Source organism: Barnesiella sp. B2-R-119 (assembly GCF_023656675.1).
GTDB lineage: Bacteria > Bacteroidota > Bacteroidia > Bacteroidales > Barnesiellaceae > Barnesiella > Barnesiella intestinihominis.
This window is the reverse complement of the sequence record NZ_JAMOKL010000001.1, coordinates 458,479-483,047: the sequence shown is the minus strand read 5'-3', so window position 1 is coordinate 483,047 and position 24,569 is coordinate 458,479. Positions and strand designations below refer to the sequence as shown.

At 46.2% G+C, this 24,569-nt stretch carries 13 protein-coding genes and 1 pseudogene; 11 read left to right on the top strand and 3 right to left on the bottom strand.

Translation table 11 applies throughout. The features are described 5' to 3' along the window. The first annotated feature begins 75 nt into the window (after positions 1–75). From rlmN to recA, 11 genes and pseudogenes are all read left to right on the top strand, one after another. Positions 76–1,101, top strand: coding sequence for a dual-specificity RNA methyltransferase RlmN (rlmN, locus tag NBH06_RS01760; RefSeq protein ID WP_250792489.1), 1,026 nt, complete (start codon positions 76–78; stop codon positions 1,099–1,101). A gap of 123 nt (positions 1,102–1,224) precedes the next feature. Continuing rightward, positions 1,225–2,325, top strand: coding sequence for a 4-hydroxythreonine-4-phosphate dehydrogenase PdxA (pdxA, locus tag NBH06_RS01755; protein ID WP_250792487.1), 1,101 nt, complete (start codon positions 1,225–1,227; stop codon positions 2,323–2,325). A 92-nt stretch (positions 2,326–2,417) separates the two neighbouring features. Then, a complete protein-coding gene (locus NBH06_RS01750) occupies positions 2,418–3,614 on the top strand; it encodes a saccharopine dehydrogenase family protein (protein ID WP_021892013.1) in 1,197 nt (398 codons plus the stop codon). 1,394 nt (positions 3,615–5,008) lie between these two features. Continuing rightward, entirely contained in the window at positions 5,009–5,623 is a 615-nt protein-coding gene (locus NBH06_RS01745; protein ID WP_155012206.1) for a TetR/AcrR family transcriptional regulator, read from the top strand. A 6-nt stretch (positions 5,624–5,629) separates the two neighbouring features. Continuing rightward, positions 5,630–6,910: a TolC family protein gene (locus NBH06_RS01740; protein ID WP_195492241.1), complete on the top strand. Its 1,281-nt coding sequence runs from the start codon at positions 5,630–5,632 to the stop codon at positions 6,908–6,910. A gap of 12 nt (positions 6,911–6,922) precedes the next feature. Next, entirely contained in the window at positions 6,923–7,816 is an 894-nt protein-coding gene (locus NBH06_RS01735; RefSeq protein ID WP_008861010.1) for an HlyD family secretion protein, read from the top strand. 21 nt (positions 7,817–7,837) lie between these two features. Next, positions 7,838–9,488: pseudogene (locus NBH06_RS13675) on the top strand (ATP-binding cassette domain-containing protein). A 2-nt stretch (positions 9,489–9,490) separates the two neighbouring features. After that, positions 9,491–10,585, top strand: a complete 1,095-nt coding sequence (locus NBH06_RS01720) for an ABC transporter permease (RefSeq protein ID WP_195330355.1) — start codon at positions 9,491–9,493, stop codon at positions 10,583–10,585. A gap of 2 nt (positions 10,586–10,587) precedes the next feature. Next, positions 10,588–11,691, top strand: a complete 1,104-nt coding sequence (locus tag NBH06_RS01715) for an ABC transporter permease (protein WP_008861006.1) — start codon at positions 10,588–10,590, stop codon at positions 11,689–11,691. 324 nt (positions 11,692–12,015) lie between these two features. Beyond that, a complete protein-coding gene (bcp, locus tag NBH06_RS01710) occupies positions 12,016–12,471 on the top strand; it encodes a thioredoxin-dependent thiol peroxidase (RefSeq protein WP_008861004.1) in 456 nt (151 codons plus the stop codon). A gap of 12 nt (positions 12,472–12,483) precedes the next feature. Next, the gene (recA, locus tag NBH06_RS01705; RefSeq protein WP_008861003.1) at positions 12,484–13,515 is read left to right on the top strand and encodes a recombinase RecA; all 1,032 of its coding nucleotides are present in this window, start codon (positions 12,484–12,486) and stop codon (positions 13,513–13,515) included. A gap of 1,072 nt (positions 13,516–14,587) precedes the next feature. Here recA and NBH06_RS01700 read toward each other — a convergent pair. The 3 genes from NBH06_RS01700 to NBH06_RS01690 form a co-directional block, all read right to left on the bottom strand. Further along, positions 14,588–15,976, bottom strand: coding sequence for a DUF5723 family protein (locus NBH06_RS01700; RefSeq protein ID WP_008861232.1), 1,389 nt, complete (start codon positions 15,974–15,976; stop codon positions 14,588–14,590). Positions 15,977–15,996: 20 nt separating this feature from the next. Continuing rightward, on the bottom strand, positions 15,997–17,748 hold the full coding sequence (locus NBH06_RS01695; RefSeq protein WP_008861231.1) for a hypothetical protein: 1,752 nt from the start codon (positions 17,746–17,748) through the stop codon (positions 15,997–15,999). 939 nt (positions 17,749–18,687) lie between these two features. Further along, positions 18,688–24,513 carry an alpha-2-macroglobulin family protein gene (locus tag NBH06_RS01690; RefSeq protein WP_250792485.1) on the bottom strand — a complete coding sequence of 1,942 codons (5,826 nt, stop codon included), beginning with the start codon at positions 24,511–24,513 and terminating at the stop codon, positions 18,688–18,690. Positions 24,514–24,569: the final 56 nt, after the last annotated feature.

The following is a 24,569-nucleotide window of genomic DNA, read 5'->3' as shown; positions in this document are numbered from 1 at the left end:
CACAGAGTGCGTATATCGTGGCTGTCGGCTCGATACACGCACTTTGCATTTGTGTTGTAGAATCTCTCGATAGTCATGGAAAAGGAACATTTGTTGGGAAAAACGTTAGAGGAGTTACAGACGGTAGCCGAGGAGAACGGACTGCCTCGTTTCGCGGCGAAACAGATAGCTTCGTGGCTTTATGAAAAGCGTATAGATCATATTGCGGGCATGTCGAACCTTTCGTTGAAGCATCGGGAGTTATTGTCGCAGCGCTATGATATAGGCCGGGAGGCTCCGGTTCAGTCTCTTCGTTCTACCGATGGAACGATAAAATATCTTTTTCGGGTAGGAGGCGATGATTTTGTGGAAACGGTTTATATTCCCGATCGCGACAGGTCTACTTTGTGTGTGTCGTCGCAGGTGGGCTGCAAGATGAATTGTAGTTTTTGCATGACCGGAAAACAGGGTTTTAAGCGTAGCTTGTCTTCTGCCGAAATAATTAATCAGATTCTTTCGGTGGAGTATAGCGATAAACTGACGAATCTGGTATTTATGGGTATGGGGGAACCGTTTGATAATCTCGACGAGGTGATGAGGGCTCTGTCTGTTCTTACATCGGAATGGGGTTTTGCATGGAGCCCGAAGAGAATCACCGTGTCTACGATAGGCCATTTGAACGGCATACGTCGTTTTCTCGATGAGAGCCGATGCCATTTGGCCGTGAGTCTTCACTCTCCTTTCCCGGAGGAGCGTTTGCGAATTATGCCTGTGGAGAAAGCATTCCCGATGACCGATGTCTTGGATTTATTGCGTCGGCGCGACTTTTCTCACCAACGTAGGCTTTCTTTCGAATATATTTTGTTTAACGGGTACAATGATAGTTTGGATCATGCCGATGAATTGGCTCGTTTGTTGAAAGGTATGGATTGCCGGGTGAACCTGATACGGTTTCACGCTATCCCGGGGGTAACTCTTAAAAGTACCGATATGCAATCGATGGAGGCTTTTCGGGATCGATTGAATAACCGTGGGGTAGTGGCGACTATACGGGCTTCGAGAGGAGAAGATATATTTGCGGCTTGCGGTATGTTGTCTACGGCCGAGAAAAACAAGAAATAGAATCGGGGTTTTAAATAGTTCTTATATCCGGCAGGGTATATCGTGGATTTTTGTTACCTTAGTGAGCTCAAATTAGGTCGGTGATCGTATGCCGAGAAAATTAAGTTATAAAGATTTGGAGTTATGGAACATAAAATAAAAGTGGGGATTACCCAGGGTGACATCAATGGAGTAGGGTATGAGGTTATACTCAAAACATTGTCCGACCCACATATCGTGGAGCTTTGTACACCTGTCGTCTATGGTTCGGCTAAGGTTGCCGCCTATCACCGGAAGGCTCTCGATATTCCGGCTGTTAATTTTAATATTATTAGCGATGCATCGGCAGCCGATGAAAATAAAGTGAATTTGATTACTTGTGTCGACGACGATGTGAAAGTGGAAATAGGAAAGGCTACGGCAATAGGAGGGGAGGCTGCTTATGCCGCTCTTGAACGAGCTGCTGCCGATATGGAAGCCGGTTCGATAGACGTATTGTTGACGGCTCCCATAAACAAACATGCCATACAGTCCGATAAGTTTGATTTTCCCGGACATACCGAGTTTCTTGAACGTCGCTTGGGGAACGGACAAAAGGCGTTGATGATATTGTTGAACGATACTTTACGGGTCGCTTTGGTTTCGGGGCATGTGCCTGTTTCGAAAGTCTCGTCTGTTGTTACGAAGGAAACCATTCTTGAAAAGTTGCAAATTTTTGAACAGTCGTTGAGGCAGGATTTTTGTGTGGTAAAGCCTCGGATTGCCGTGTTGGCGTTAAACCCTCATGCCGGAGACGACGGTCTTTTGGGAACAGAAGAGATTGAAATCATAAAGCCGGCCATTCAAGAGGCCAATGCCAAAGGAATGCTTTGTTTTGGCCCTTATCCGGCCGATGGCTTTTTCGGGACCGGACATTATCGTCAATTCGACGGTGTGTTGGCTATGTATCACGATCAAGGATTGGCGCCTTTCAAGGCGATAGCGATGGAAGACGGGGTGAATTATACGGCCGGATTACCGGTAGTTCGTACTTCTCCCGATCATGGTACGGCATACGACATAGCCGGACAGAACCGAGCCGACGAGCAGTCGTTCCGTCACGCTCTTTATTTGGCGATAGATGTATTCCGTAATCGTTCTTTTTATAAAGAAATAACAGCGTCTCCGTTAAGGAAGCAGTATTTCGATAAAAGCGGGGATAAGGAGGTGCTCGACCTGACGTCCGATACCGATAAAGGTGAATGAGTCGTTTTCTTGGAAGAAGAAAAAAGGGTTTGTGTCGAACATCGTTTTTGAGTGTGGAAATGAATAACGAATAAAAAAAACAGAGATATAAAATGGGAAAAGTACTTATTATCGGAGCCGGAGGAGTAGGAACGGTGGTGGCGCATAAAATAGCGCAGAATCCCGATGTGTTTACCGAAATCGTTTTGGCAAGTCGCACGCAGTCCAAGTGCGATGCCATAGCCGATGCCATTGGCGGCAATCGTATCGTGACCGACCGTGTCGATGCCGACAAGGTTGAGGATTTAGTGGCATTGTTCAAAAAGCATAAGCCCGATATCGTTGTCAATGTGGCTTTGCCTTATCAGGACTTGACGATTATGGATGCCTGTTTGCATTGCGGTGTCAATTATCTCGATACGGCCAACTATGAGCCTCTCGACGAAGCTAAATACGAATATAAATGGCAGTGGGCTTATCGGGAACGTTTTGAGCAAGCCGGGTTGACGGCTATTCTCGGTTGCGGATTCGATCCGGGTGTGAGCGGGGTTTATACGGCCTATGCGGCGAAACATTATTTCAAAGAGATGCAATATCTCGATATTGTCGATTGCAATGCCGGTAATCATGGTATGGCATTCGCTACCAATTTCAATCCCGAAATCAATATCCGGGAAGTAACCCAAAAAGGTAAGTATTACGAGAACGGAAAATGGATCGAGACAGAGCCGCACGAGATTCATCGTCCTCTCACTTATCCTAATATAGGCCCCAAAGAATCCTATTTGATTTATCACGAGGAGTTGGAATCGCTGGTTAAAAATTATCCTACTATTAAGCGTGCTCGTTTTTGGATGACTTTCGGACAAGAGTATCTCACTCATTTGCGTGTGATTCAGAATATCGGTATGGCGCGTATCGATCCTATTATGTACAACGGGGTAGAGATCGTACCTATCCAGTTCCTTAAAGCCGTTTTGCCCAACCCGGGAGACCTCGGTAAGAATTACACGGGAGAGACCTCTATCGGTTGTCGCATTCGGGGTATTGGAAAAGATGGAAAGGAACTTACTTATTATGTGTATAATAATTGCAGCCATCATGCTGCCTATCTCGAAACCGGAGCACAGGGTGTGAGCTATACCACGGGCGTTCCTGCTATGATCGGAGCCATGATGTTTCTCACCGGCAAGTGGAAAAAACCGGGCGTTTATAACGTAGAGGAATTCGATCCCGATCCTTTCATGGAACAGCTCAACAAACAAGGTCTGCCGTGGCACGAAGTGTTCAATGGGGATATAGAGTTGTAATTATAGTAAATAAAGACTTTTTTGGATAGGGCTGTCTGTACAACGGATAGTCCTATTTTTTGAGAAAAAGGTTTGTGTTTTGTTTAGGCATACCAACCTTTGCTCTTTTTATCTAAGTCGGTTGCATATTATCTACGGTTCAGTCGATAATTAGAGGGGATTGTCCTTGTATATTCCAGCCCCTCACCGAAGAAACGGCCGAAAGTATTAACCTCCTCCTCTGCGCACGAATGTGCGATAGGGGAGGTGGCACGAAGTGACGGAGGGGTTGAAAGGCTGTTCAAAATGTCTCCTTTAATCTTTTTCCTCTACTCATCGCAGATTCAATCTTTTCGTTTTTCTGTTTCTGTTTTAACCCCCTCGCCCTGAGGGCACTCCCCCTATATCGTTGCGCCACACCCCGCAATGCTGCGGGATACGGCAGGGGGAGAGGTTGCGATTTGATTTTATTGCTGTTGCTGTCGCAGTTTTTTAACCCCTCCGTTCTTCGGACACCTCCCCTATATTTTGCTGTGCACAACACAGGGGAGGAGGATTGCAACGCAGTCTTTTTCCCTATATTGTTTTGTAGCGCCCCGCAATGCTACGGGACGCGGCAGGGGAGAGGTTGCGATTTGATTTTATTGCTGTTGCTGTCGCAGTTTTTTAACCCCTCCGTTCTTCGGACACCTCCCCTATATTTTGCTGTGCACAACACAGGGGAGGAGGATTGCAACGCAGTCTTTTTCCCTATATTTTTTGTAGCGCCCCGCAATGCTGCGGGACACGGCAGGGGGAGAGATTGCGATTTGATTTTGTTGCTGTTACTGTCGCTGTTTTTTAACCCCTCCGTTCTTCGGACACCTCCCCTATATTTTACGTTGCAAAACACAGGGGAGGAGGATTGAAAAGCAGCCTTTTTCCCTATATTGTTTTGTAGCGCCCCGTAATGCTACGGGGCACAGCAGGGGAGAGGGTAAATGCTAAATATTTCATTTTATCTAACGTTATCCTCAAAAATTTCTAAGCTATTAATCTTAACCCCTCTCCTCAGAAATGGGTGTTTCTTCGGGGGCTCCCCTGTGTTGCGTCAGCAATATAAGGGAGACGTGTAATCGCTAAAATTCAAGTCTGTCCCCACGAATTTTCTACTGAATCTTATTTACTTCCAGATGCTTCGTGGAAATTAATCGCTCTATTCTTGGGATTGCCTGTCGTTATTTCGGTTACAGGGGATTGCCTATGTTGTTGATAAACCCGCTATTTCTTTCGTTTTTCCTATTGGATTAGCGGACGATAGTGTTAAATAAATACAAAAAGAAAGAAGAGTGATGTTATTCTGAAATGATATCTTATATATTTGTATTAACAAAATTGTTAGACTAAATTATTAAACTATATTGTTAATACAAAATATGAAAACGAAAGATACCGAATCGGAGATTTTGAAAGCGGCCGAGCAAGAGTTTATGTTGAAGGGATTCGATGGGGCAAAGACTACTTCGATCGCGCATGCAGCTGGCGTGACACACGCTATGTTGCATTATTATTTCAGAACGAAGGAACAGTTGTTCGAGCGTATTCTTACAGAAAAAGTACAATTGATGAGCGAGTCGGTTCTGGCTGCTTTCGGTCAACCGGGATTGCCTCTCTTGGAGCGGCTGAAAGATGGAGTTACCTGTCATTTTGATTTCATTGCCGCTAATCCGCAATTACCTCGTTTTATCGTAAACGAGGTTTTTAGCCGTCCTGAACGATATAAACTTATGAGCGATAAAATCGTGAAAGTGGCAGATTGTTTGATGAAGGGTATTCAGCAGGAGTTGGACGAGTTGCATGCGCAGGGAAAGGTAGAATGGGTCGATGTCCGAATGTTATTGTTGGATATTATTTCTCTCAATGTTTTTCCGTTTATTGCCTATCCGATTATAGAGCCTATATTGGGAGATATTGCTGCCGATCGGAATCGCTTTTTTGAATTGCGTAAGGCTGAGAATATTGAAATGATTATGCGTCGTATAAAAAAATAATGAACTATGAAGCGAGTTGTTATTTTGTGTGTATGGCTGTTCTCGGTAGTTGCCGGGTATGCTCAACTTTCGCTTGACGAATGCCGGCGACTTGCCCGGGAAAATTATCCAGAAATTCGTCAGTACGATTTGGTTCACCAAACCGAACAGTATAATCTCTCTAATGCTGCAAGGGCATGGATACCGCAGCTTGCTTTTTCCGCTCAGGCTACTTGGCAGACCGATGCGCCTAACTTCCCGAAGGAACTGACCGGTATGCTGGCTCAGCAAGGTCTGGAAATTCCGGGATTGAGAAAAGACCAATATAAAGTGGCGTTGGAATTGAACCAAACGATTTGGGACGGGGGCAAGTCGGTTGCCGACAAGCGTATAGCCAGAGCAGAGGCCGCCGAACAGAAAACGATGACAGATGTCGATCTTTACGAACTGGAAGGCCGGGTGGACGATCTCTATTTCGGAATCCTTTTGCTCGACGAGCGTATAGCTCAAACGAATTTGACTCTGAATCTTCTACGGAGTAATTTGGAAAAAGTCCGGGCGTTGCAGAGGAACGGGGTAGCGATGCAGTCCGATGCCGATGTTTTGGAGGCCGAGTTGCTTTCGGTAGGACAGCAGCTCATTCAGTTCGAGTCTTCTTGCGATAGTTATCGTCGTATGTTAGGCATATTCATCGGACAAAAGGTGGGCGATCGAAAGTTGCAGCGTCCCAGTGCCGTACAGCCCCTGTCGGGAGAATCGGCACGTCCCGAGTTGGCTATGTTCGCAGCGAAGATAGACAGGCTTACGGCGCAAGAAAAGATGGTAAAATCGTCGTCTATGCCCCGCTTGGGATTTTTTGCTCAGGGATATTATGGTTATCCGGGATTGGACTATATGCAGAGTATGATGAATAACGATTGGAGTTGGAATGCTATGCTCGGCGTGAAATTGTCTTGGAATTTCGGGGCTTATTATACACAGAAAAATAATTTAAATAAATTGCGTACTTCTCGGCAGCAGGTCGAAGTTCAGCGAGATGTATTCCTTTTTAATATGAATTTGCAGGCGGCTCAGGAGAATGGGGATATCGCGCGTTTACGCAAGGCGATTGCCGATGACGACCGTATTGTGGCTCTTCGTCGGTCGGTACGCAAGGCGGCCGAGTCTAAATTGCGGAACGGAATTATAGATACCCATGACTTGTTGTCGAAGATTACCGACGAATCCACGGCCTCTATGGCTCGCAGCATGCGTGAAATAGAATTGCTGAAAGCAATTTATGAATATAAACATACCATTAATCGATAAATACAGCGTAAAATGAAAAGGATAGCAGTTTATAGCGCCATGACTGTCGTGCTGGCAGCTTGTGGCAACGGTGGAGATTTTGATGCGACAGGAACGTTCGAGGCAACTGAGGTCCTCGTGTCGGCCGAAGCAGCAGGCCGTATTCTCAGCTTCGATGTCGAGGAAGGCGATACTCTTTCGGCAGGGAAACAGGTAGGAGCGATAGATACCGTGCAACTCTATTTACAGAAGTTGCAATTGGAGCGTCAGCGGGCTTCGGTGCATAGCAACCGTCCCGACATTTCCAAGCAAGCAGCGGCTTTGAGGGGACAAATCGCCCAACAGGAGACAGAACGTCGCCGAGTGGAAAATTTGTTGAAAGACGGGGCGGCCACAACGAAGCAGTTGGACGATATTAATGCGTCTCTGCGGGTTTTGAACGGGCAGTTGGATGCTTTGCTCTCGACCTTGAAAAACAATACGTCGTCGATCGATGAAAATGCATCGGCTATTGATTTGCAAATAGCTCAGGTCGAAGACCGTCTTTCCAAATGTCGTATCGTTTCTCCTATCGACGGTTCGGTATTGGTGAAGTATAGCGAGGCCGGGGAGTTGGCTGCGACCGGTAAGCCTTTGATGAAGGTCGCCGATATGGACCGATTGTATTTGCGGGCTTATTTCACATCGGATCAGTTGTCCGATTTGAGCGTGGGGCAGGAGGTTACCGTCGTGGCCGATTTCGGGGGAGATAAGCAGAGAGAATATCCGGGTCGCATTACATGGATTGCATCGGAGAGCGAGTTCACACCCAAGTCGATTCAGACCCGTGATACCCGAGCCAACCTCGTTTATGCGGTGAAAATCGCGGTCGAGAACGACGGCCTGTTAAAAATAGGTCTTTACGGAGAGGTGCGTCTTCATCAATAACAACTTAAAACAAATAGAGAGATGGCTGTACGGAATGCCATAGAAATACGAGGATTGACCAAGCGGTACGGTTCGCTCACGGCGATCGAAAATATAACGTTCGAGGTGAGGCGGGGGGAGTTGTTCGGTTTGATAGGTCCCGATGGAGCCGGCAAGACCACGCTTTTCCGTCTGCTTGCGACGTTGCTGAATCCCGACGATGGAGTCGCGACAGTAGATGGATTCGATATTGTCGGGCAATATAAAGAAATCCGAAAACGGGTGGGATATATGCCGGGGCGTTTTTCGCTTTATCCCGATTTGTCGGTCGAGGAAAATCTTGAATTTTTCGCAGCCCTGTTCGGGGTAGGCGTGAAAGATAATTATGATTTGATCGCTCCTATTTACACTCAAATAGAACCATTTCGAAAACGGCGTGCGGGGAAATTGTCGGGTGGTATGAAGCAGAAATTGGCTTTGTGCTGTGCTTTGATTCACCGTCCGTCGGTGTTATTTCTCGATGAGCCTACGACCGGGGTCGATGCCGTTTCCCGGAGTGAATTTTGGGATATGTTGTCGGAGTTGAAAAGCAAAGGTATTTCGATTCTTGTTTCTACGCCTTATATGGACGAGGCTTGTCGTTGCGACCGTATAGCTTTGTGCAATAACGGAAAAATTCTGGGAATAGATACTCCTGCCGGTATTACGGCGCGGTTCGATGAGCCTTTGTATGCGTTATCGGGAGACGATATGTACGGATTACTTGTCGAGGCTCGTAGGATAAAAGGCGTGAAGGAATGTTACCCGTTCGGTGAGTCTCATCATTTAGTTGCCGATAGTATGTTCGATTCCGATGAGTTCGCGGCTTATTTGAACGGACAAGGTTTTCATAATGTTTCGATTCGTCCGGTCGAACCCGGAATCGAAGATGTTTTTATAAAATTGATGCAGCATGAATGATATAATTATATCGGTTAGGGATTTGTGTAAATGTTTCGGCGATTTTGTCGCGGTCGACCATATAACGTTCGATGTGAAACGAGGGGAGATATTCGGTTTTTTAGGTGCTAATGGAGCCGGCAAGACCACAGCCATGCGTATGCTTTGCGGGTTGAGTTATCCGACATCGGGTCGCGGAATGGTTGCCGGGTACGATGTGATGACGCAGGGAGAGGAGATAAAGAAGCATATCGGTTATATGAGTCAAAAATTTTCGTTGTACGATGACTTGACCGTTCGCGAGAATATCCGTCTGTATGCCGGAATTTATGGGCTGGGCCGTTACCAAATGCTTCGCCGGACGGTGGAGATGTTGAATCGATTGCATTTCCGATCGGAAATTGATACGTTGGTAGGTTCTCTTCCCTTAGGCTGGAAACAGAAGTTGGCTTTTTCCATTGCGACTTTGCATCGCCCGGAGGTGGTTTTTCTCGACGAACCCACGGGAGGAGTGGACCCGGTTACCCGTCGTCAATTTTGGGAGATGATTTATGAAGCTGCTTCCGGGGGAACGACTGTTTTTGTAACTACGCACTATATGGATGAAGCGGAATATTGTTCGAGGGTATCTATCATGGTCGATGGAAAAGTAAAGGCTTTGGGTTCTCCGGCCGAATTGAAGAAACAATATGCTGTCGGGTCGATGGACGAAGTTTTTAGGATTTTGGCTCGCAGCGCTAAACGGGGAGAATAGATATGGGAGGATTTTTGTCATTTGTCAAAAAGGAGGCTTTGCATATTTTACGGGATAAACGCACGATGTTGATCGTGCTGTTGCTCCCTATCGTGCAGATTCTTTTGTTCGGTTTCGCTATATCGACCGAAATGAATAATATCGATTTTGCCGTAGTGGCTCCCAATCGTACGGAAACTATTCGACAGCAAATCGAGCGTATGGAAGCCAATCCGTATTTTATATTCAAAGGATATATTTCTCAGGCCGAGATCGACGATGTTTTGCGGAAAGGCGATGTTACCGCGGTGGTGGTTTTTTCTGAGGATTATGATCGGTTGGTGACGAATGCCGGGATTGAGGGAGTCTCAGAGGCGGCGGTGCAGTTTATTCTCGATGCGTCGAACCCCAATAATGCAGGTACAGGTTTAGGATATTTGCAAAGTTCTTTTCAGTCGGGAATTTCCGTCGCGTCGGTCGCTCCGGCGACACGGGTGTTGTACAACCCGCAGATGAAGAGTTCTTACAATTTCGTGCCGGGAATCATGGGATTGATTTTTATTTTGATTTGTGCCATGATGACTTCTGTATCTATCGTGAGGGAAAAAGAGACCGGTACGATGGAGGTCCTGTTGGTGTCGCCGGTGCGACCGATATGGATCATTTTTGCCAAGATGATTCCTTATTTTTTGCTTTCGTGCGTGAATCTTGTCGTTATTCTGGTATTGGCACGATATGTCCTCGGAGTACCGATGTCGGGTTCGATGGTTGGTTTAGTAGGGCTTTCTTTACTCTATTTGGTGCTTTCGCTGGCATTAGGGTTGTTTATTTCTACAATGGCTAATACGCAGGTTACGGCAATGCTCATTTCGGGTATGGTACTGATGTTGCCTATTATAATGTTGTCGGGAATGTTGTTTCCGGTGGAGAATATGCCCGGCATTTTACAGGCATTGTCGTGTATCGTGCCGGCTCGTTGGTATATCGATGCCGTGCGGAAACTGATGATAGGAGGCATGCCATTCGCCGAAGTATGGCAGCAAGCCTGTATTCTCTTTGCCATGACGGCTGTTCTGGTGGGTGTCGCCCTTAAAAAGTTTAACGATAAACTCGAATAACGATGAAAACATTGTTTGTTTTATTAGATAAAGAGATACGACAATTTTTTCGGAATGCGTTCTTGCCGAAGTTGGTGATTGTTTTCCCTGTAATGGTGATATTGATTATTCCGTGGGTAACGACGATGGATGTGCGGCATATAGGCGTTTCGGTAGTCGATAATGACCATTCGGAGACTTCCCGGCGGATTATCCAGAAAATAGAGGCTTCGGACTATTTTAATTTGAGAGGCGTTACCGAAAGTTATGACGACTCGTTCGCTTTGTTGGAAGGGGGTGAGGCCGATGTGATACTGACTATCCCGAACGATTTCGAACTTTCGTTAATTGGTGATTCGCCCAAGCGGATAGGGATAGACGTGAATGGTATAAACGCTATGAAAGGTGGACTTGGCTCACAGTATATGGTACAGCTCGTCATGCAGACTTTCGGCGAATTACAGCGAGAGAAATCGGTCGTTGTATCTCCCGATTTGTTTACGGTACAGAATCGGTATAATCCTACTCTCGATTATAAACATTTCATGATACCGGCATTGATGATTATGTTGTTGGTAATGATTTGCGGTTTTTTACCGGCTTTGAATCTCGTAAGCGAGAAAGAAATAGGTACTATCGAGCAAATCAATGTTACTCCGGTTAGTCGTTTATCGTTTACATTGGCTAAATTGATACCCTATTGGATTATCGGTTTTCTTGTATTGACCGTCGCCATGGTGTTGGCATGGTTGGTTTATGGGCTTTCACCCGAAGGTTCTCCCGGCTCCATTTATCTGGCGGCTTTGCTTTTTGTGTTTACGATGTCGGGTATGGGGGTGACAATCGCTAATAACTCGTCGACCATGCAGCAGACCATGTTTGTCATGTTTTTTTTCGTGATGATTTTTATTTTGATGAGCGGATTGTTCACTCCGATAGAATCTATGCCGACATGGGCGCAATGGATTACATACATTTTGCCTCCTCGTTATTTTGTCGAGGTGATGCGTTCGGTTTATCTGAAAGGAACGATGTTTATCGAATTATGGCCTAATTACGTAGCATTAGCCGTCTTTGCCGTTTTGTTCAATAGTATGGCGGCATTGACGTATAAAAAGCAGGCTTGATTTTTGCATTACTACTAAATTTTTTGTTAAAGTTTTATTAACTTCGATGTGTATATAATCTGCTCATATCCGACTCTATATTTGTATCGCTTAAAGATAAAGCGGAAAGAGAATGGAAATGAGTTTACCGGATTATAACGGGACACGGCCGATTTTCATGCCTTCGTCAGAGAAAAAATAGGTAATTGTCTATTTGGTTTTGATGGAAGGAGAGAAAAAGTGGTATATTTGTGTAATGAACAAAGGCAAGTGTGTGCGGTATAGATAGGACGGTTTTGTCGCTATTTTCTTGTACACTATTTTTGTAAACTAATAGAATATAGTATGGCATTGAAACGAGGAGATAAAGCGCCCGAGATATTGGGTGTAGATCAGGCAGGTAAGGAGATTCGGCTAAGTGATTTTGCCGGAAGTAAATTGATACTTTATTTTTATCCGAAAGACAATACGCCCGGGTGTACAGCCGAAGCATGCAGCTTGCGGGATCATTACGCCGAATTACAAGCATCGGGCTATGCCGTGATAGGCGTGAGCAAGGACGGCGAGGCATCTCATCGCAAGTTTATCGAGAAGCAGTCTTTGCCGTTTTCTCTTATAGCCGATACCGAGTGTAAATTGAACGAGGCCTTCGGTGTGTGGCGGGAGAAAAAGATGGCCGGTCGTACTTATATGGGAACGGTGCGGACTACTTTTATAATAGATGAGAACGGTGTGATTACCGATATTATAGAAAAGGTGGATACAAAGAATCATGCTTCACAAATTTTGAAAAATAAATAAAAATATATCGTTATGGAAGAACAACAAGAAACTGCCGGCAAACGAGTGCCGGTTTCGTCTGAGAAATTAAAGGCTTTACAAGCGGCCATGGACAAGATAGAAAAGAGTTATGGCCGAGGTGCTATTATGAAACTGGGAGACGACTCGGTAGAGGAAGTCGCTGTGATACCCACCGGTTCCATCGCTTTGAATGCGGCGTTGGGAGTAGGAGGTTATCCGAGAGGCCGTGTCATCGAGATTTACGGACCGGAGTCGTCCGGTAAAACGACTTTGGCCATACATGCCATTGCAGAGGCTCAAAAAGCGGGTGGTATTGCGGCTATTATCGATGCCGAGCATGCGTTCGATCGCTTTTATGCCGAAAAGTTGGGGGTCGATGTGGAGAATCTGTGGATTTCGCAGCCCGACAGTGGAGAGCAGGCGTTGGAGATTGCAGACCAGTTGATTCGTTCATCGGCTGTCGATATAGTCGTTATCGACTCGGTTGCCGCTTTAACTCCTAAGGCTGAGTTGGAAGGAGATATGGGTGACTCGAAAATGGGTTTGCAAGCCCGGTTGATGTCACAGGCGTTGCGTAAACTCACGGCGACGATCAGTAAGACAAACACAACCTGTATTTTTATCAACCAGTTGCGCGATAAAATCGGGGTCATGTTTGGAAATCCCGAAACAACGACGGGAGGTAATGCATTGAAATTCTATGCTTCCGTGCGTCTCGATATACGTCGGGTCAGTCAGTTAAAAGATGGTGATGAGGTTATCGGTAACCAGACTCGGGTGAAAGTGGTGAAGAATAAAGTCGCACCTCCTTTCCGCAAAGCCGAGTTTGATATCATGTTTGGCGAAGGGATTTCCCGTGCAGGAGAGATTATCGATTTGGGAGTCGATAAAGGCATTATCAAGAAGAGCGGCTCTTGGTTCAGTTACGGGGATACTAAACTTGGGCAAGGTCGTGATGCCGCCAAGAAATGTATAGAGGATAATCCCGAATTGGCCGATGAATTGGAAGCCGCTATAATGGAGGCCTTGAAACCTGTAAAATAAATATATTGGGTAGCCTAAAAGAAAAGAGCCGAATTTTTTCGGCTCTTTTCTTTTTATAAATGTCGGGTTAAGATAGATTGGAGTTTTCGGCACAATAGGAAATCAGAGGGGATTGTGCTATCCAATCTTTTAACCCCTCTCCTCAGAAACTGTTGTTTCTTCGGTGTCTTCCCTATATTGCTGGCGCAACACGGGGAGAAGTTTAAAATCTATCTTTATGCAGAAATGAGAAATACCATTTTTGATCTTCTCCCTCTGCTCATCGCAGATGAGATAGGCGGAGTGCCCATAGGGCGAGGGGGTTAAATATACGAAATTCTATCCAATCTTTTAACCTCTCTCCTCAGGAACAGTAGTTGCCAGAGGAGAGGAATTGAAATATCGTTTATTTGTGCTTGTTCATTCTTCTCAACAGCGAGAAGAACGAACCAAGAAGCGCCGCCGCAGTTATCGGGCTTTTTGGCTCGTCGTCTCGGTCGCTGTCGGGGTCTGCGGAACTCGCTCCGATCAAACAGTCCTCGCCCTTTTTCTTCCGTCTCCCTTGCGTCTTCGCTGCCCGATAAAGGTGGAATTAATTAGTCCTTTTTCCGGTTTTATTCAACTTTCTTTTTCAATCCCTCCGTCACTTCGTGCCACCTCCCCTATCGCACATACGTGCGCAGAGGAGGAGATTAATGCCTTTCTATTGAATTGTCTTTGCTTTTTGCGCCTTGTTTCAATTTTAGTGCAACACCTCGTGATGATAGGACACGGCAGGGGGAGAAGTGAAAATCTATCTTTATGCCGAAATGAGAAGTACCACTTTCAATTCTCTCCCCTCCTTATCTCATTTGTGATGAGCTGTGGGAGAGGGAGATGTCTCATTCTGTTTTCGTTATTGAGGGGTTGGAAGTAAAGATAATTCTTACTGATTTCTTATTGTGTCGAGGTGGTGGGGCTGTTGCGGTGTTATGAAAAAAGCGAGGCCGCCCTAAAAGTTTTATGGACGATCTCGCTTCGCTGCTCCGCATGAGCGGTTGTCTTGTTGTGGACAACCGTTTGAAATTTTTTCAAACGGTTGTGTTTTACGTTTTTATATTTCGTGTTTTTTCCCGAATGTGAAATTTATGCCGAAACAGAAATTGGCTCGGGCATGATTGATGGGAATGAACTGTTTGGAATATTTGGTGGCAAAATAGTCTGTGCCGAAAAACAGGTTGAAGCCCGGTGCGCATACGTTGAGAATGGCTCCCACGGAGCTACCCATATTGGAGACGGAGCCGTTGAGGGTGATGTGGAGCGCCGATAACGGGCGGAAGTTCACGGCGGCCATACCTTCGGCATAGGTGCGATGTCCGCCGAAGCGAGTCGTGGAAAGTAGTCCGAAAGAGATGTGATTGTCCAGAATGCTATATTCTGCGCCAATACGCATGGTCGTGCGTAATGAATTGGTAACGGATTGGCTATCGGATTTATAGAATTTTGCCAGCGCTTCCAAATCGTCTCCTAACTCGTCGGCTTTATCGTCGAACGGGTTGTTTCCTTCTTCGTCGTCTTCGGCTCCGATATTGTCGAATCCTGTGTATCGGAATTCTTTGGTGGGATCGGTTTCTCCACGAGTGAGGTTGTTCCATTGCATGAATCCGATGTCGGTAAGGGCCGCAGATAAGGTGAGGTTATCGATCAGCTCGTAAGTCGCCCCTAAATCGAATCCCAGTCCGAAGCCTGCTACACCGAAATCTCCGGTGTCGTAGTCGGTGATTTCTCCGGTCTCGGGATCGGTCTCTAATTTCAGGAGGGAAGAGGCTTGTATATGTCCGGCTTGTTTGATGAACCATTCGTCTTGGGACATGGATATATCCATGCGATCTATCCTTGCTTCGGCATGTGCCGCACCTACCAGCACTTTTACTTTGGCTCCGACACCCAATTTGTCGTTAATGTCCCGAGCGTGTCCTAATGCGAGTTCCACGTAATTGTCGGTCGAAACCGTGATGTTACTCATGTCGTAACGGGTAATCCCGGTTTCTTTTTGTCCGGTTTTGAGAAATTGGAATATTTCTTTGGGCATATATGCTCCCGAATAACTTTTGAGGGCGAGGTTGAACGTGTTTTGTCCACCCCATGCCCAGAATCCAAAAGAGATGATGTCTAATCCCAAATCGAGTTCGACGGTATTGTTGGGAGTGAGTTTGCCGAGAAAGTCGTCGGCGGGGACACTGGGGTGGAGGAATGTGACCAATTCGTTGCCTCTCGGATAGAGGAATGTCCCAAGTCCTAAATTGGAGTTCACTCCTAAATAGAAATTGCCGAGTGCAGGAAAACTGACGTATCCGTTGGGCGTTTTCAGGGCTGGATTAAGCTGGTTGCGTTTCGTCATCTTTTCCATGAAATAGGAAGAGTTGAGCGTTTGAGCCGACAATCCCATTGTCAAAGCGATGCCTATGCATACGCTCAGTATGTATTTTATATTGTGTTTCATTGCTTTCTGGTTTTAATCTATTACAAATCGTCTAAATCCATTTGTGCTCCATCGGGAAGTTTCGCCGACATGCGCACAACGATGAATTGGTCGGGGCGGAGGGTGACATCGTTATTGCCATCACTGTTGACTCCTTCGATTTTTATCGATAGTTTGTCGAGTTCTTGAAGGGCTTTATCTCGCTCTTCTTTGATGGTGATTTTTACGGCTGTGGATTGTATCGTGCCGTTTCCATTCGGAGCCGCTTCGATTTTTACGGATTCGGGTAACGTAATGCCTGATATAATTTCCCCGGCTTCGTTGCGAGGTTCGACAGAAAGCGTGAGATCCACGGGAATGGCGTTGTCGACAACGGCAGAGATTTCGAGGTGTTTGACTTTATCGGTGATATCGGCCAAGTCGCTGCTGAGGTCTTCTATCGTGTCGTTATAGAAAATTCGAAGGTTTTCAAATTCTAACGGAACGTTTATGTTGTAATCGATGTTTATGTTGTAATCGTTTTTCCCTAATGAGATGGCTTGGTCGTCGTTTTCACTTTCCACTTCTACTTCGGTTACTTCTATGTCGATCTTGTCGGGAATCGTGTGGAGCAGGGCCGTGAGGGAGCCCGATGTAATTTCGGGAGAGTTCTTGGTGATCGTGAAGTCGCTTTTTTGTCCTCCGGCTATTTTTAATGCCAGACTCACCACGTTGTCATTTACCACGTCTCCGTTTTCGTTCAACGGTGAAATTCGGAATTTCGTGGATATAGGCGCTTCGATAGGGTTCTGTACAGAGAGGCCGAGAGAAAGATCTTTTACTTCCAATGCTGTTCCTTCTTCTTTGAGGAAATCGGGTAGGTCGGATAGGGATACCGATGTATTTATGTCTACATTGGGCACTATGGTTCCTGCGACTTTATCCACCCGTATTTGCGGAGTCGGCAAAGTGAGATTGGGTTGGATATTGATTGTCGTGTTTTCGAGATCGTCGGCTCCTACGGTTTGTTTGTCGGCATAAATTTTTCCATTGATTGCAATTTCGTCGGTCAGAATCAAAGTCCCGTTTTCTACTATGGGATTTGAGAATCCATAGACGGTAATGGGAATGGATATTTTACCGCTACCTTGACTTAGTTCGACTGTCTTGGAGATGAAAATGGAAGATCCGTCGCGAACGATTTCGTTACTAGCTTCTATGTCGAAATCGAGTACCTGAGGAAATTTCAATTCGACACCTACTAAGTAAAGTCGAGGTAAGAAAACGGGCATTCCCGATATTGTAATGTCGAGTGTCGTGTGAAGTGTTTGTCCGTTATTATCGGTGACTTTTATACTTTTTACCGCTTTTACCTCTGTCGGTATTTCGGTGTTGATGTTGAAGTTCTCTGTCGTGTGTATATCTGCTTCGAATTCCACTTCTATATCCGGGACTTCCAATCCGGGTATATCGGGTATTTCACCGGTCTGGGTTTCGAAACGTCTTGTATAAGGCTTAAAGTCGGGAGCGAAGTCGTCTATCACGACGGGATCGATAGCGTCGATATTTTCGGAAATATTATCCGCTTTGTTAATTACGTATTTTCCGTCGATGACATGGAGAACGTCCCCTTCTTCAATCATACGGCTGAGCCGTATCGTGTCGGTTTTGCCGATGGGCAAACTCAGATTACCTCCTACACTGATTTCCAAATTGATGTCTTTGTTTAAGTCATAATCGTTATCGATACACGAGAAAAGACCTAACAGTAACCCGGAAATCAAGCTACTTGTAGCAAATTTTGTAAATTTCATAAAGTGTATTAAATCGATAGTTTATTATATTTTAACATATTAACCCCTTTCTTTCCGTCGCAAATGTATCGCTTTTTTCTCAATATTCTATATATTTTTACAGAAAATAGTTATTATATTCTATTTATAGAATATTCGTAAATTTTTGATAGCCCTTTCACTGTCTGGTTTTTACTCTTTTCCTCTGTGCTGCGTTAGCGGTATGGGGAGGGGTGGAAAGGGGGCATAAGATTTTTGACTTGTAAGGTTTAATTCTGTCACTACCGTTGCCGGTATTTTCTAACCCCTCCGTCCTTGCGGCCACCTCCCCTATATTTTGCAGGACAAAACACCCCGTAATACTACGGGACACGGCAAGGGAGGAGTTTAAAAGTAGCCCTCTATTCATTGCAGATAGGCAGTGGAGTGTCACCACCTCTATATTTTGCTGGGTAAAACACCCCGCAATGCTACGGGGCACGGCAAGGGAGGAGTTTTAAGTATCTCCGATAATGGGGACTGAAATACCACGTAAGGCTACGGGACACGGCAGGGGGAGAGAATAAAAATGTCACTGCGAATGTTCTTTTTCCTCCCTACCTGTGGCAAGAGTTAAAAGACTATTCCCACTAAGAAGCTGTTTTAAATTTATAGAGAAATAATATTATCATTGCAAGCAGGTATGTTCCGGCCATATTGAGCCCCAGTCTCGCATCTAGAATCCCTTGATTTTTGTCAATAGCCCGCTATTGACTGCCTATCTCGGACTCCAATCAGCTTCAACATAGGTCTCAATCTGTCTCGGAATAAATTTAAAACAGCTTCTAATTCTCGACTGGTTTCCATGTGCCTTTTCGACACTTTGTCTCATATCGCGTGTTCAGGCGTTGAAACGGCTTAAAAAAACAGGGCTGTTTCAACAGTAGAATGAAACAGCCCTGCGCGGAACAAGCAAAAGGATTATTTGATTATGATCGTTTGTGCTGGTGTTCTCGCAATTATTTGCGGAGCATACAGACATTGTATCGTGGATAGTCCTTGTGTATATTCTCCGGGTCGGTCGACATCGAGCTCATAGGAGATAACATAGGTTCCTTTCGGTAAGAAGTCGAAATAGAACCGGGTTTCGGTATTTTTTACTTCTTCGTAATAACAGATACGTTCCCTGCATTTATATCCCGAAAGTTGTTCTGTCGGTTCGAAACAAGCCGCTCTCGAATCGGTGAGGCATACGAATTGCATATCTCGTCTGACGGAGATGGTGAGCCGTATGGCTATGCGATCGCCTGTTTTGAGCGTGACGCGGTTGATCGGTACATAGGTCGCCGATTGCGCTCCTTGTTGTCTTACCACGATTTGCCGTGAGAGCGCGAGGTCTTCGACCGATGCGGAAGTTACGTTTTTGACATCGTCGTAGTATTGCCAGTACATTGCGCCCCACGAGGGTTGTTCATGATCGGTGGAAATAACGGCTTTGGCAGCAGCCGCAGAGATTTCGTTACTGGACAATGTGTATTCCGTCAGTCCCAAAAAGGGTTCTTCGAGATTGTTTTTCATTTCCTGTCCTCCCCAAACGATTGATGTTTTACTCTCGTCGGGAGCGAGCCAGTCTGTTCCGCCTTCAAGTAAAGCGTATATGGCTTCGAGCGTAGAGGGTACGGCTCCCCAGTCGTTGGTTTGTTTTTGGGAGAGCAGCCATTGCCGCATGGCATCCAGTTCGGAGGTTACGGGTTCGATTTCGGCGAATGCGTTGAATAGGGCGCTCTGTTCTTGTACGGCACTGTTGTTGTAGTAATAATGCGAGCGATTGTTGGGCCAGTACATGCCTTTGGCTGGCTGGCTGACGGCATATTGCCGCAGGGACTTCAAGATGTCTTTTGCGTCTTCGACAAAGCCATATCTATAAAGGGCCATGGCGGCATAGGCTTTTTCTATCGTAGAGAAGTTGACCCAATATCTTAGTTTTTCGACCATCTTTTTATGCAGGTCGAGGGTTTCCCCGGCCAAAGGTATATCTCTGTATGAAGAGCGTACATAGAGGTAGCAGATATCCTCATAAGAGAGGTTTTTATCCGGGTTCTTTATTCTCTGATTTACAATCGTTTTGTCGAGGTATGCGACGGCAGAAATTTGCATTTCTTTTATTTGACTTTCATCAAGAGGAATACCTAATTTTCGTAGTCTCGAAAAACCTTCCAATGTATTTATAGAAACTAAGAAATTAGTTTTCATACCACTAAACCAGCTCCAACCGCCTTCGGTCGTTTGCAGATTGTGGAGTTTGAGTATCGCCTCTCGGGTGAGTCGTTCTGCCCGGTTTTTGTCGAAGAGCGTGGACAACTGTTGCATTTGTTCGGTTTGGTTGTCTGCCTCCAATACCCACGGGGTGGCCGAGAGCAATACCTGTTTCAGTTCTTCGTTTTGAGCCAGCAGCGACGAGAGATTCTTTCCTCCCGTGGCTTTCCATGATTCGAAGGCTTGTGCAATGCGGGGGTTGGAGTTCGCGAGCATTACTGCCACGCTGTTGGAGAAGAGCGAAGCCATTGCCGAAATCGCATCGTCGCCGGTTAAATCGGCCAACGGCGGCAGGGCTTGTACCGCATACCACGCCGGATTGTCACAATATTGCAGAACCATGCGATAGTTTTCTACCGTCGGTGATTTCATTTTTTTGTCCATGCCGGACCATGAGATCGAGGTCGAGTGTTTGCCTCCGGGGATATAGAACGGCTTACTGTCGGTTACCAGCACTTTTGCGGGCAATACGGGCAGTATCTGTTGTTCTCCATCGCTGTGTTGCAGGGTGGATGCTTTTGTGCGGAAGCCTAATACTTCGATTCCTTCGGGAACGGAGAAGCTGTAATCGATCGTGCGGCTTTCTCCGGCATCGACGATGAAGGCGAATTTTCGAGAGTCGGAGACTTTCTCGGTATAAGGATCGAACAATTCGAAAAGAATGGTTCCTTCCTGCACCTTGTCCGTGCGGTTTTGTATGGCTGTCGATACAGTGACTTCGTCTCCTTGTCTGACAAATCGCGGCAGATTGGGCGATACCATAAGCGGTTTACTCGATATGGTTTGTGCTTCGTATCGTCCCGTGAAAAGGTCGCTTGTGTATGCCAGCGCATAGAATTGCCAAGTCGCATTTTCATTGGGTACAGTGAAGGAAACGGAGACGTTGCCGAGAGAGTCGGACATCAGGGTGGGATAGAAGAATGCCGTACCGACCTCACTTGTGCGATAGGAGTCGGCAGCAGATTCTTCTGTCTCGGCGATATCGGCGATAGAAATAGCCTTATTTTCGACAGCAACTCCTTTTTGGGCAGAATTTAGTTCCGTTACGACACATTCTTCCAATACCGGTTGTTCTCCAATTACTTCACGGAAATCTGCAATATCGTATTCCTCGCTTTGTGCCATACCTCGTATCGCCAGAGGTCTTGCTTTACCGTACCACAGCAATCCGAAGTTGAGAAACTCGGTGGAGCTTTCGATCGGGCAATAGGAGGACTCGGCAAAGTCGTAGATACGAATCGAGTAGTTGTGGGTATATTCTGTTCGGGGAGTGGTGGAGATACGCAGTGAGGGGATCGGAGCCGGCACATTGAAATTCCAGCGATGGGTGCGAATGGCCTGCATGGAAGCGTCGAACATCTCGGTCATGAATCGTGCGCTCACGGGATTCCCTTTGGTATCGGTTATCGAGAAGGTCCAGTTTTCAAGGCTGCCGGGTAGCAATTTATCCCGGAAAGAGGAGGTCTTGATGTCGAGTTTTTTATCGGGAGCGGCCGCGCGTATGGTCGCTTGGGCGGTCGTCATTTCCCCTTCTTTGATCGTGAGCAGACTGATCGTCGCCAATCCGCCGAAAGAATCGTCGAATTTGAAATCGATTGTTTTACAGCGATTGTCGAGCTTTATCATTTTGGTTTCGATCAAGCTGTCGGGTGTATAAACGGAATAGAAGACATAGGCGTTTTTGAAAGAGCTTCCTATGGGAATTTTTACCGTTTCGCCTGCTTCGGTGGTCAGTTCGGTGCGGGGAAGCCATAATCCGGCAAAGCGGGGAGGCCGTTTGTCTTTATCGCTGTACAGCACGAAATTAGTTTCATTGCGAATGATACGCCCTGTTTCATCGTCGCTAAATGCCACGATACGGTAGGGGCCCGATTGCCATTTGGTAAAATCGGGATAGACAGCTTTCCCGTCGGCTGCGATGAGAACTTCGCCGACTTGCATTTTTATTTTGAGGCTGTCGAGATTTTCTTCGTCGGAGTCGTATAATGAATAGAATACGAGGCGGCAGGCCCGTTGTACGGTCTGTCCGTTGAGCGTATGAATTTCGGCCTTGATTTGTCCTGCCGATTTATATTTGTCGATATATTGCGGTGCGGAAATAGAAATGAAATAGGGGGAATCGCCCACTTGTACCGAAACGGATTGCTCTACCGTTTCGCCCGTAGGTGCGGTTATGGTCGCTGTGACAGTGTAGATATAGGCTTGTTCCTTATTGATATTTTCTTCCGAAGACTCTCGTTTCGGGATGAACGTGATGGCAAAGTTACCTGCTTTATCGACTACCGAGGAACCAGAAGCGATTTGTTCATGGGGGAGATAAAGCCGGAAGAACGGGTTCGTTCGGCGGGAAATCGTGTATTCGACTTCTGCTCCATCTTGCGGAACTCCGCTGTAACTGACTGCGCTACCTTTTATCGTGAGCGGTTTTCCAAAACTCGTTCCCTCTTTTACGGGGTCGAATTCGACCTTGAACATCGGTAACTTGTATTCGGCTACCGAAATGCTGAGCGCATTGGTCCAAGACCCATTGACTTGTATGGTATAATTCCCAAGCATGTTACCTTGCGGTACTACGAACGAGCCGTTGAACTGTCCGTATTCGTCGGTGGTTACTTCGAGAGTGGATAGTATCCGTGAAGAGGGATCGATGAATCGTACCGTACATTTCTCACGAGGTATCACGCGACTTTCTTCCGTGTTATTGACGTATCGTATTCCCGAGAAATAAACGGTCTGCCCCGGACGATAGAGCGAGCGATCGGAGAAAAGAGCGGTCTTTTTCTCTTTGTCGTATCGATCCCAATAGCCCGTGTAAGATAAGTCTGCAAGAGGTGAATAACCGTCTGTCGGAGTGGATATTTGGGCGAACGCATAATATCGGGTATCGTTCGTGTCGATTATACAGAGTCCATTCTTATCGGTTTTGAGCCGGCTTATCTCTTTGACTTGCTCATAGCTTCTGTTTTTTGCGGTGTAAACCGTGACATCGGCGTTTTGTATGGGTTTACCGGTTTGGGCATCGACAGCGAGCAGTTCCATGCTTTTTTCACCTGCACTGCGGACAATGGTTTTTATGCCCGATACCGTGTGGTTTACAGTCGAACTACCGGGTTTCCCGTCGATGAGCATTTCCACAATGTAATATCCGGGAGCGAGATGGGGAAAGGCGATCTTTTTTTTGTCGGGAATCAAAGAGAGCGGCCGGTTCAGTCCGTATTTGTGGGTATAAACACAGTTACTGCGATCCCAATCGTTTTGTTGCGGCCGGTATTGTTCTCTGGCATAGAACGACAGCGTGTCGGGTTGCCGATAGATATTTACGGTGAGTGTATCGACGTTGCGGAATGAGAGTTCTACGCTATCTGTTTGACCCGGATAAGAGACGTTGGGCAGATTGAAAGATGCTTCTTTCCCAGTGAGTCCGTTGCGTTGATTTTTGAGTGCGTTTATTCGGCGATATTTCGGAAAGTCTTTTATCCATCGGTTGCAAATGTCGAGGGCTTGTTTGGCGTCGTCGTATTTCCCGGATTCCCGTAGTTTCGAGACCAGAACGGTGGCGATTTCGACCGAGTAGGGTTTCGCCCGGTAAGCGTCCAGAATCGTTTTTAATTGACCGATGTAGTCGTAATAGGCCGAACTTTCATCGTAAAAATAGATATCTTCGCCGAGGTATTCGAGCCGATTCAGATCCCACATCATAAATGGAGCGGATAGTTCATCGGCGGCATGGAATTTCAAGGCATCGGCGTAGAGTTGCAAAATGCGGTTGTCCTTGACCGTTTTGCCAGAAGATACAGCGGCTGTAAATTCTTTTGCCGGGGAAAGAAGTTTTTGGCGGACAAGCGGTTGTATTCTGCTATATTCGTCCATTCCCTCGTATATTTCTATGGCTTCGTTCAGCACGAAGTCGTAAAGTGTAGGGCGGAAGAGCGAGTCGGTCCCTATGGAAAGCGCCTCTCGGTAACTCTCGACCGGCGTATTTTGTAAGGCTTCGGCCGGGGCCGTGGCTTGTGCGAGGAGCGTATCTATTTTTTCGGTAAACATGTTTTTGCTCCAAGACTCGACGGGTAACGAGAAATCGTCGATTTCGTCCCGCCAGCGTATCTGATAATTTCTGTCGAGATAGAGATTGTACATCTGAGCTGTTAATAGCCGTAGCAAACTTTGTTCGACAGGGTTCTCGGAACGATCGGCAAGATCGGTTGTCTTATCGATAATCGCCGGAAGACTGTCCCTGTCGATGAGGAGTTGTGCCGCAGATTGTTTGACAAGTGCAGCGATTACAGCCGGAGCATTTTGTTGGGACAGTGCTTTTTTTAAAGCGACCGTTGCCGAGTCGACGGCCGCTTTCGGTGCAATCTTGATTTGTTCTTCGGTCGATAATTTTTTCTTCATAGTATTTACGTTTGTCGTGCTTACCAGAGCATTTGCCCCGATGATAGCCCCTAACGAAAGGAGAGCTGCCACGATGATCCATATTCCTTTTTTCATGTCTGAAAGTGTTAATATGTTGGGTATTTATAAATAAATTTTACTTAATAGTATAT